We start from the raw sequence: 8,398 nt of genomic DNA, 5'->3' as shown, positions 1-8,398 counted from the left end.
CTGATCGTGGGCGACACCGATACGGCGCAGGCCTTGGGTTGTCTCGAACTGGACGAAGAAGACCTGGCGCTTTGCACCTTCGTCGATCCGGGCAAGCACGATTTCGGCCCGGTGCTTCGCAAGAATCTTACCCAAATTGAGAAGGAAGGCTAATGTCTCGTACTAGGCAATTCTTAGACAAGATACATCCGTACTTCGCGCATGGCGGTCGGCTGGAGAAGCTCTATCCGATCTATGAGATGGTCGACACCTTTCTCTATAGCCCTCCCGATGTGACGGCTGGCGGGGTTCACGTCCGCGACGCAGTCGATTTGAAGCGGGTCATGACCTACGTCTGGATCGCGGCTCTGCCGTGTTTGCTGATGGCGCTGTTCAACACCGGCTATCAGGCCAACTCGGCCATGGAGAGCATGGGTATCGCCTCGGCACCCGGCTGGCGCGGTGCCATCATGGACGTTTTCGGCTACAACCCGGTCAATCCGATTTCCGTTGTGATGCACGGCGCCTTGTATTTCTTCCCGATCTATATCGTCACGCTCGTGGCGGGCGGTATATGGGAAGTCTTGTTCGCCGTCGTCCGGAAGCATGATGTAAACGAAGGCTTCTTCGTATCGTCCATCCTGTTCGCGTTGACGCTGCCGCCCAATACGCCCTTGTGGCAGGTGGCCATCGGCATTTCGTTCGGCGTCGTGATCGGCAAGGAAATTTTTGGCGGCACCGGCAAGAACTTCCTGAATCCGGCGCTCACCGGCCGCGCATTTCTGTATTTCGCCTATCCGGCCTCCATGTCGGGTGACGCGGTATGGACCGCGGTAGACGGATTCAGCGGCGCGACCGCTCTGGGCTTGGGCGCCATGGGAGGCGTCGACGCGATCACGGCGGGCGGCATCTCTTGGTGGCAGACCTTCTTCGGTTTCGAGCAAGGCTCGCTGGGCGAGACCTCGACCCTGGCCTGTCTGATCGGCGCCGCATTCCTGATCTACACGCGCATCGCCTCGTGGCGGATCATGGCCGGCGTCCTGGTCGGCATGGTCGCAACGTCCACCTTGTTCAACATCGTCGGCAGCGATTCCAATGCCATGTTCGCGATGCCCTGGTACTGGCATTTGACTCTGGGCGGCTTCGCTTTCGGCACGGTGTATATGGCCACCGATCCGGTCAGCGCGGCGCATACCAATGCCGGGCGTTGGGTTTTCGGCGCCTTGATCGGTTTCATGACCGTGCTGATTCGAGTCGTGAACCCGGCTTTCCCGGAAGGCATCATGCTGGCCATCCTGTTCGCCAACATTTTCGCGCCGCTGATCGACTACGCCGTAATTAAAGCGAATATCACGAGAAGGGTTAGACGTCATGCCTGATTCAGCAAATCCCAACACAGCGGGAACGCAGGTGTCCGATAAGATCGCCGGCTTCATCGAAAAAGCGAACGAGTACGCGCAGAAGATTCTGGTGCTGCCGAACGACAGTTTCCAGAAAACGCTCGCCGTCGCTTTCGCATTGTGCCTGGTCGGAGCGGTATTGGTATCGGGTTCGGCCGTTGCGCTCAAGCCGCTGCAGGAAAGCAATAAGTCCAAGGACGAAAAAGTCAACATTCTCGAGGTGGCGGGCCTGTTGGATGAAGGAACCAAGGTCGACGAGGCCTTCAAGAATATCGAGCCGAAAGTCGTCGACTTGGCAACGGGCGATTACGTCGATTCGATCGATCCGAAAACCTTCGATCAGCGCAAGGCAGCCAAGGATCCGGCGATGAGCGAGGCCATACCGCCGGAAAAGGATATCGCCAATATCAAGCGCAAGCCCAAATACGCCAAGGTCTACTTGGTCAAGGAGGGCGGCCAATTGAAGTCGGTGATCCTGCCGGTCAGCGGTTACGGGTTGTGGTCCACCATGTACGGTTTTATGGCGCTGCAAGCCGATGCGCAGACGGTTATCGGCCTCAATCTTTACGATCAGGCGGAAACTCCCGGCCTGGGCGGCGAGGTGGTGAATCCGAAATGGAAGGCGCTTTGGAAAGGAAAGAAAGTGTACAACTTCACCGGCAAGGAATTGCACGAGAGCAACTTGACCGAGAAGGGACAGCAGATCGAGATCGGCGAAGTCGCATTGGGCCTCGTAAAGGGCTCCGTCGATCCGTCCAAGCCGGGCTCGGAATACCAAGTGGATGCGCTCGCGGGCGCTACGCTCACGAGCCGCGGCGTCAGCAACCTGGTGAGCTACTGGATGAGCAGGGAAGGCTTCGGACTTTATCTGGCAAAGCTTAGATCTCAGAGGGGTTAAGCCGATGAACCTTAATGAAGAACACAAGAAAGTTCTTGTCGAACCGTTAGTCGATAACAACCCCATCACTCTGCAGGTGTTAGGGATCTGTTCCGCTCTGGCGGTGACTTCGCAGCTATCGACCGCGCTGATCATGAGCCTCGCGTTGACTTCGGTCACCGCCTGCTCGAGCGCCGGTATCGCATTCATCCGCAATCACGTTCCGAGCAGCATTCGTATCATCGCTCAAATGGTGATTATTGCCTCGCTGGTGATCGTGGTGGATCAGATTCTCAAAGCGTTCGCTTACGAAATCAGCAAGCAATTGTCGGTGTTCGTAGGTCTGATCATCACCAACTGCATCGTCATGGGGCGCGCGGAAGCCTATGCGATGAAGAATCCGCCGTGGGAAAGTTTTCTCGACGGCATAGGCAATGGCCTCGGCTACAGCCTGATTCTGATCACCGTCGCCATCGTTCGCGAACTGTTCGGTTCCGGCAAACTGCTCGGCATCGACGTGCTGCCTCTTTTGAAGGACGGCGGCTGGTATGTCCCGAACGGCTTGCTGCTGCTCCCGCCGAGCGCTTTCTTCCTGATCGGATTGCTGATCTGGGCGGTGCGTACCTGGAAGCCGCAACAAGTCGAGAAGGCTGACTTCGCCATCATGCCGGCTCACGGGGAGGCACACTGATGGAAGCCTATATCAATCTATTTATTAAGTCGGTCTTTATCGAGAACATGGCTCTGGCCTTCTTCTTGGGAATGTGCACGTTCATTGCCGTCTCGAAGAAGATCGAAACCGCAGTCGGCCTCGGCATCGCCGTTGTCATCGTGCAGACGCTCACGGTTCCTGCCAACAACCTGATCTATACCTATCTGTTGAAAGAAGGCGCACTGTCCTGGGCGGGTTTGGAAAACGTCGACCTGAGCTTCATCGCTTTGATGGCGTGTATCGGCGTGATCGCGGCGATCGTGCAGATCCTGGAAATGGTGCTGGATCGCTTTTTCCCTGCACTTTATAACGCTCTCGGCATCTTCCTGCCGCTCATCACCGTGAACTGCGCCATCCTCGCCGGCAGCCTGTTCATGATCGAGCGCGATTACAACTTCAACGAAAGCGTGGTTTACGGCGTCGGCAGCGGCTTCGGCTGGGCTCTTGCGATCACCGCCATGGCGGGCGTTCGCGAGAAGCTGAAATACAGCGACGTGCCGCCGGGACTTCGCGGCCTGGGCATCACGTTCATCACGGCAGGCCTGATGGCGCTGGGCTTCATGGCGTTTTCGGGCATTCAACTGTAAGGGGCAGGGCATAAGACAATGTTGGAAATCATCCTAGGCGTATTGTTTTTCACCCTGATCGTCATTGCCCTGGTCTTCGTGATTCTCGGCGCGAAATCGAAGCTGGTCGCATCCGGCAACGTCGATATCCTGATCAACGACGAAAAGACCATCCACGTTCCCATCGGTGCCAAGCTGTTGACTGCGCTTGCGGACAACAATCTGTTCGTATCCTCGGCTTGCGGCGGCGGCGGTACCTGCGCCCAGTGCCGGGTAAAAGTGCACGAGGGCGGCGGCGACATTCTGCCCACCGAACTTTCGCACATCACCAAGCGAGAGGCGGCGGATGGGGATCGTCTGGCCTGCCAGGTCACCGTCAAGCAGAACATGAAGATCCATGTTCATGACGAAGTCTTCGGCGTGAAGAAATGGGTGACCACGGTTCGCTCGAACCATAACGTCGCGACCTTTATCAAGGAGTTGGTGCTGGAACTGCCCAAGGGCGAGCATGTCAATTTCCGCGCCGGCGGCTACATCCAGATCGAGTGCCCGCCCTATCATGCGAAGTTCTCGGATTTTGATGTCGAAGAACGCTTCCGTGACGATTGGGACAAGTACAATCTGTGGCAGTACGAATCCGTCGTCAAGGAGCCGGCCATTCGCGCTTACTCCATGGCGAACTATCCGGAAGAGAGCGATATCATCATGCTCAACGTCCGTATCGCCACGCCGCCGCCGGGAGCCAATGGCATTCCGCCGGGGGTCATGTCGTCCTATATCTTCAATCTGAAGCCGGGCGACAAGGTGACGATTTCCGGGCCGTTCGGCGAGTTCTTTGCCCGCGACACCGACAACGAGATGGTCTTCATCGGCGGTGGCGCCGGTATGGCGCCGATGCGCTCGCACATCTTCGACCAGCTTCGCAGGTTGAAGAGCAAGCGGAAGATGACCTTCTGGTACGGCGCTCGTAGCTTGCGGGAAATGTTCTACGTGGACGATTTCAACAAGCTGCAGGAAGAAAATCCGAACTTCAAGTGGTTCATCGGTCTTTCCGAACCGAAACCGGAGGACAATTGGACCGGCTACGTCGGCTTCATTCATAACGTTCTGTACGAGAACTATCTGAAGGACCACCCGGCGCCGGAGGATTGTGAATACTACCTTTGCGGTCCGCCGATGATGAACACCGCCGTGATCAAAATGCTGGAAGACATCGGCGTGGAAAGGGAAAACATCATGCTGGACGATTTCGGCGGCTAGTCCGCCCGGTTCGTCCGGCCGAGAAAGCGGGAGGGGTTTTCGGGCGCCTCCCGCTTTTCTTTTTTGGAAAACGTAGTAAAGTCGAGACCATTTTTCGGGGCATGTCCTTTTCGGCACCGGCGCAACCGGCCATAAGGGTGCCTCAAGATCATCCGTATTGGATTAGTCGAGGCGAACGATGACACTGTTTCTGATTACTTTTGCGGTGATAGCCGCCGTTATCTTCTTTATGGCGATAGGCGTCATGTTCGGGCGAGGCGCCATCAAAGGCACCTGTGGAGGCGTAAACAACGGCGAATGCGTTTGCGTTCAGAAATGCGAGAAGCGGCGAAAGCTCGAAGCTATGGCCGAAAACTCCTGATCAACAGGCGCTTTAATTCCCACAGTCGCCAGCGGATAGGCGCTAATACATTAACGATTTTTTCCCGCAAACAACCCATGTGCCGGATGAAGACAGTACCGTGGCGGTTTACGTTCCTCGCTTGGACACGTAAACCCTAGGTACTTCCGGCACATGTCCGCCTGCTCTTCCTTATATTGGTACGATTACGAAACCTTCGGGACCGATCCCAGGCGCGACCGTCCTGCGCAGTTCGGAGGCATTCGAACCGATCTGGAACTCAATCCGATCGGCGAACCCGTAACGCTGTTCTGCAAGCCCGCGCGTGATGTATTGCCGGTACCCGAAGCTTGTCTGATTACCGGCATAACGCCTCAGTTGGCTGCGGAGCGGGGCGTCACGGAAGCGGAATTTATCGCCAGGATTCATGATCAGTTCTTGGTGCCGGGAACCTGCGTAGCCGGCTATAACAATATTCGGTTCGACGACGAAGTCACCCGAAACTGTCTTTACCGCAACCTGTTCGATCCGTATGAACGGGAATGGCGCAACGGCAATTCCCGATGGGACATCATCGACATGCTGCGACTGACTCGGGCGCTCCGGCCCGAGGGCATCGAATGGCCCACGGACGATTCCGGCAGGCCGAGCCTACGATTGGACGCGCTGACGGTCGCTAACGGAATACAACACGAGAATGCGCACGACGCCTTGGCCGACGTCTGGGCGACCATCGCCATAGCGCGTTTGGTTCGCGAGCGCCAGCCCAAGCTTTTCAATTTCGTTTTTTCTAATCGCGGGAAGAGAGAGGCCTTCGAATTGCTGCGGTTCGGCGCAATGCAGCCGGTCTTGCACGTTTCGGAAAAATTCGCCGCAGAGCGGCACTGTATTGCCGTCGTGGTTGCGCTCGTCAAGCATCCGCGAAATCCGAACGGGATAGTTGTTTACGATCTTTCCGTCGATCCCACGCCACTCGTCACCCTGAGTGCTGAAGAGCTTCGGGAACGCCTGTTCACTCCGGTTGCGAAACTGCCGCCGGGCGTCGAGCGTGTTCCGCTGAAAACGGTCCACGTGAACAAATGCCCCGTTATCGCGCCGTTATCGGCTCTGCGTCCCGGAGATGCGGAACGGCTGCAAATCGACCTTTCTCGCTGTAACCGCCACCTCGATTTACTCAAGCGGGAATGGACCTTGGCGAAGAAGATCCAGGAAGTGATGGAATTCAACGGTGTCGAGATGGTTATGGATGATCCCGATCTCATGCTGTATGACGGATTCATCGGCGATGCCGATCGCGCGACTCTAAAATGGCTACGCGGTTTGTCTCCGGATGAATTAAGCCGCGCGCAACCAACATTTAAGGATGCACGTCTGCCGGAGCTGGTTTTCCGCTATCGTGCTCGAAACTTTTCCGAGACTTTGTCGGCGGAAGAAGCCGCCCGCTGGGAAGCGTATCGCATCCGGCGCTTGACGGTTCAGGGATGTGGCGGAAGTATAGTTCTGAGCGAATATCAAGCAAGAATCGATGCGCTGGAAACATCTCCCGGCTTATCCGCCAAGGATCTGGAAATCCTCGCGAGTCTGCGGCGTTACGCTCAGGAAATTATCTCCTAACCCATAAGCAATTTGCCTTATACTTTCGGCTTTGTTCGTTCACACCAGGAGAAAATAATGAAAAAGCTCTTGTCATTAGTCGCCGTCCTGTCGTTGCTGTGGGCGGGGTTTGCGAATGCCCACGGTCCGAGCCGTCAGAAGGTTACCGAAACAGTCGACATCAACGCCACGCCGGACGCGGTTTGGGCCCTTGTCGGCGACTGGGCGAATCCGCAGAAATGGTTGCCGCCGGTTGAAAGCACCACGGCGCAAGGCGGTACCGAGAAAGGCGCGACGCGGGAACTCAAGCTGAAAAGCGGCGGCGTGATCAAGGAAGAACTCAAGAGCTACGATGCCTCCAAAATGACCATGCAATACAAGATCACCGAAGTCGATCCCAAGGATCTGCCGGTAGCCAATTATTCGTCGAATATCAAAGTCGAACCGAACCCGGCCGGTGGTTCCAAGGTGGAATGGAACGGCGCCTTTTATCGCAGCTTCATGAATAACAATCCTCCGCCGGAGCAGAGCGATGAAGCCGCCCTCAAAGCGGTTACCGAACTATACAAGGAAGGATTGGCGAATCTGAAAGCCGTTGCCGAGAAGAAATAACGACATGTTTGGCGTTTACGATTCGGTAAATCGGGCGAAAGCGGTGGCGTACGCCACCGCTCTCCTGTTTTCCTCGGTCGGTGACGTTTCCGCCGAACCCTATGCTTATGTCACTAACCAAAAGGACAACAGCGTATCCGTGATCGATACGGCGAGCGGAACCGTCGTCAAGGCTGTCAAAGTCGGGTCGGAGCCGGCCGGCGTCGCCGTCAGCCGAAACGGCGCCAGGATTTGCGTCACCAACCCCGGCAGTAAAGACGTTACGGTTCTGGATGGACGCACCCAAAACGTGATCGCCACCTTGCCCATGGGCGAGGGACCGTTGGGCATTGCGGTCGATCCGGCCGGGACGAGGGCCTATGTGGCGGATTGGTACGGACACTATCTTTCCGTGGTCGATCTCGATAGCTCGAAAGTACTGAAGCGAATTCCGGTTGGGCATTCTCCTTCCGGTGTCGCTGTGAGTCCGGACGGAGCGAAAATTTACGTGTCGAACCGGGACGACGACACGGTTTCGCTCATCGATGCCGCCGAGCTGGAAGTCAAGAAAACGGTCACCGTCGGCAAGCACCCCTTCGGCGTCACACTGGACTCAAGAGCCAGCCGTCTGTACGTCGCCAACGTGGAAAGCAACGACGTCTCCGTGGTCGATGCGGAGAGCATGGCGCTACTGAAAACCATTCCGGTCGGCGACAGACCCTATGCGGTGGCTTTGGGCGCCGGCGGTAGTCGTCTGTTCGTGACGAACCAATACGACAACACCGTATCGGTCATCGCGGCCGACCGGGGCGAAGTCATCGCCACGATCAAGGTGGGCGAATACCCCGAAGGCATAGCCGCCCATCCCGACGGCAAGCATATCTATGTCGCCAATTGGTTCAGCAACTCCGTTTCCGTGATCAATGCGGACACCTTGCAACTGGAAAAAACCATTCCCACCGGTGACGGCAGTCGGGCCTTCGGCGAGTTTGTGGCACAGGCGGTTGAGGCGAATCCGCACTAGTTTCAGTGTCGTGTTTGACGCATGGACGCTCTGCCGTTTTCCGATTGGGACTTCGT

Annotated in this window: 9 protein-coding genes and 1 pseudogene; all 10 read left to right on the top strand. The window is 56.7% G+C overall.

Annotation, left to right across the window (positions count from 1 at the left end; translation table 11 throughout):
- Nucleotides 1-153 (top strand): annotated as a pseudogene (locus tag ABJK70_RS16625) (NADH:ubiquinone reductase (Na(+)-transporting) subunit A); the annotation flags it as partial.
- The gene (locus tag ABJK70_RS16620; RefSeq protein ID WP_077728807.1) at nucleotides 153-1,358 is read left to right on the top strand and encodes an NADH:ubiquinone reductase (Na(+)-transporting) subunit B; all 1,206 of its coding nucleotides are present in this window, start codon (nucleotides 153-155) and stop codon (nucleotides 1,356-1,358) included. The pseudogene ABJK70_RS16625 and the gene ABJK70_RS16620, both read left to right, overlap by 1 nt.
- The gene (locus tag ABJK70_RS16615; protein ID WP_077728808.1) at nucleotides 1,351-2,277 is read left to right on the top strand and encodes a Na(+)-translocating NADH-quinone reductase subunit C; all 927 of its coding nucleotides are present in this window, start codon (nucleotides 1,351-1,353) and stop codon (nucleotides 2,275-2,277) included. Before ABJK70_RS16620 ends, ABJK70_RS16615 begins: the two co-directional genes overlap by 8 nt.
- A gap of 4 nt (nucleotides 2,278-2,281) precedes the next feature.
- Nucleotides 2,282-2,947 carry an NADH:ubiquinone reductase (Na(+)-transporting) subunit D gene (locus tag ABJK70_RS16610; RefSeq protein ID WP_077728809.1) on the top strand — a complete coding sequence of 222 codons (666 nt, stop codon included), beginning with the start codon at nucleotides 2,282-2,284 and terminating at the stop codon, nucleotides 2,945-2,947.
- Entirely contained in the window at nucleotides 2,947-3,555 is a 609-nt protein-coding gene (gene nqrE / locus ABJK70_RS16605) for an NADH:ubiquinone reductase (Na(+)-transporting) subunit E (RefSeq protein ID WP_077728810.1), read from the top strand. Before ABJK70_RS16610 ends, nqrE begins: the two co-directional genes overlap by 1 nt.
- 18 nt (nucleotides 3,556-3,573) lie before the next feature.
- Nucleotides 3,574-4,794 (top strand): NADH:ubiquinone reductase (Na(+)-transporting) subunit F, encoded by a 1,221-nt coding sequence (gene nqrF, locus ABJK70_RS16600; RefSeq protein ID WP_077728811.1) that lies wholly within the window; start codon nucleotides 3,574-3,576, stop codon nucleotides 4,792-4,794.
- A gap of 178 nt (nucleotides 4,795-4,972) precedes the next feature.
- Entirely contained in the window at nucleotides 4,973-5,155 is a 183-nt protein-coding gene (locus tag ABJK70_RS16595) for a DUF539 domain-containing protein (RefSeq protein WP_077728812.1), read from the top strand.
- A gap of 153 nt (nucleotides 5,156-5,308) precedes the next feature.
- Nucleotides 5,309-6,748 carry an exodeoxyribonuclease I gene (gene sbcB, locus ABJK70_RS16590; RefSeq protein ID WP_077728813.1) on the top strand — a complete coding sequence of 480 codons (1,440 nt, stop codon included), beginning with the start codon at nucleotides 5,309-5,311 and terminating at the stop codon, nucleotides 6,746-6,748.
- Nucleotides 6,749-6,805: 57 nt separating this feature from the next.
- Nucleotides 6,806-7,339, top strand: a complete 534-nt coding sequence (locus tag ABJK70_RS16585) for an SRPBCC family protein (RefSeq protein ID WP_077728814.1) — start codon at nucleotides 6,806-6,808, stop codon at nucleotides 7,337-7,339.
- Between the two features lie 4 nt (nucleotides 7,340-7,343).
- Nucleotides 7,344-8,342, top strand: coding sequence for a cytochrome D1 domain-containing protein (locus ABJK70_RS16580; RefSeq protein ID WP_077728815.1), 999 nt, complete (start codon nucleotides 7,344-7,346; stop codon nucleotides 8,340-8,342).
- The last annotated feature ends 56 nt before the right edge of the window (nucleotides 8,343-8,398 follow it).

The sequence above is a fragment of the Methylocaldum sp. genome (assembly GCF_039794385.1).
In the GTDB taxonomy this organism is placed as follows: Bacteria; Pseudomonadota; Gammaproteobacteria; order Methylococcales; family Methylococcaceae; genus Methylocaldum.
Note: the sequence above shows the minus strand (reverse complement) of the source record. Positions and strands in the feature narration are given on the sequence as shown.

Excerpts from the sequence above, each read along its gene's own strand:
- ABJK70_RS16595 (WP_077728812.1), top strand. The coding sequence starts at position 4,973 with ATGACACTGTTTCTGATTACTTTTGCGGTGATAGCCGCCGTTATCTTC.
- ABJK70_RS16620 (WP_077728807.1), top strand. The coding sequence starts at position 153 with ATGTCTCGTACTAGGCAATTCTTAGACAAGATACATCCGTACTTCGCG.
- ABJK70_RS16580 (WP_077728815.1), top strand. The coding sequence starts at position 7,344 with ATGTTTGGCGTTTACGATTCGGTAAATCGGGCGAAAGCGGTGGCGTAC.
- ABJK70_RS16615 (WP_077728808.1), top strand. The coding sequence starts at position 1,351 with ATGCCTGATTCAGCAAATCCCAACACAGCGGGAACGCAGGTGTCCGAT.
- nqrE (WP_077728810.1), top strand. The coding sequence starts at position 2,947 with ATGGAAGCCTATATCAATCTATTTATTAAGTCGGTCTTTATCGAGAAC.
- ABJK70_RS16585 (WP_077728814.1), top strand. The coding sequence starts at position 6,806 with ATGAAAAAGCTCTTGTCATTAGTCGCCGTCCTGTCGTTGCTGTGGGCG.
- ABJK70_RS16610 (WP_077728809.1), top strand. The coding sequence starts at position 2,282 with ATGAACCTTAATGAAGAACACAAGAAAGTTCTTGTCGAACCGTTAGTC.
- nqrF (WP_077728811.1), top strand. The coding sequence starts at position 3,574 with ATGTTGGAAATCATCCTAGGCGTATTGTTTTTCACCCTGATCGTCATT.
- sbcB (WP_077728813.1), top strand. The coding sequence starts at position 5,309 with ATGTCCGCCTGCTCTTCCTTATATTGGTACGATTACGAAACCTTCGGG.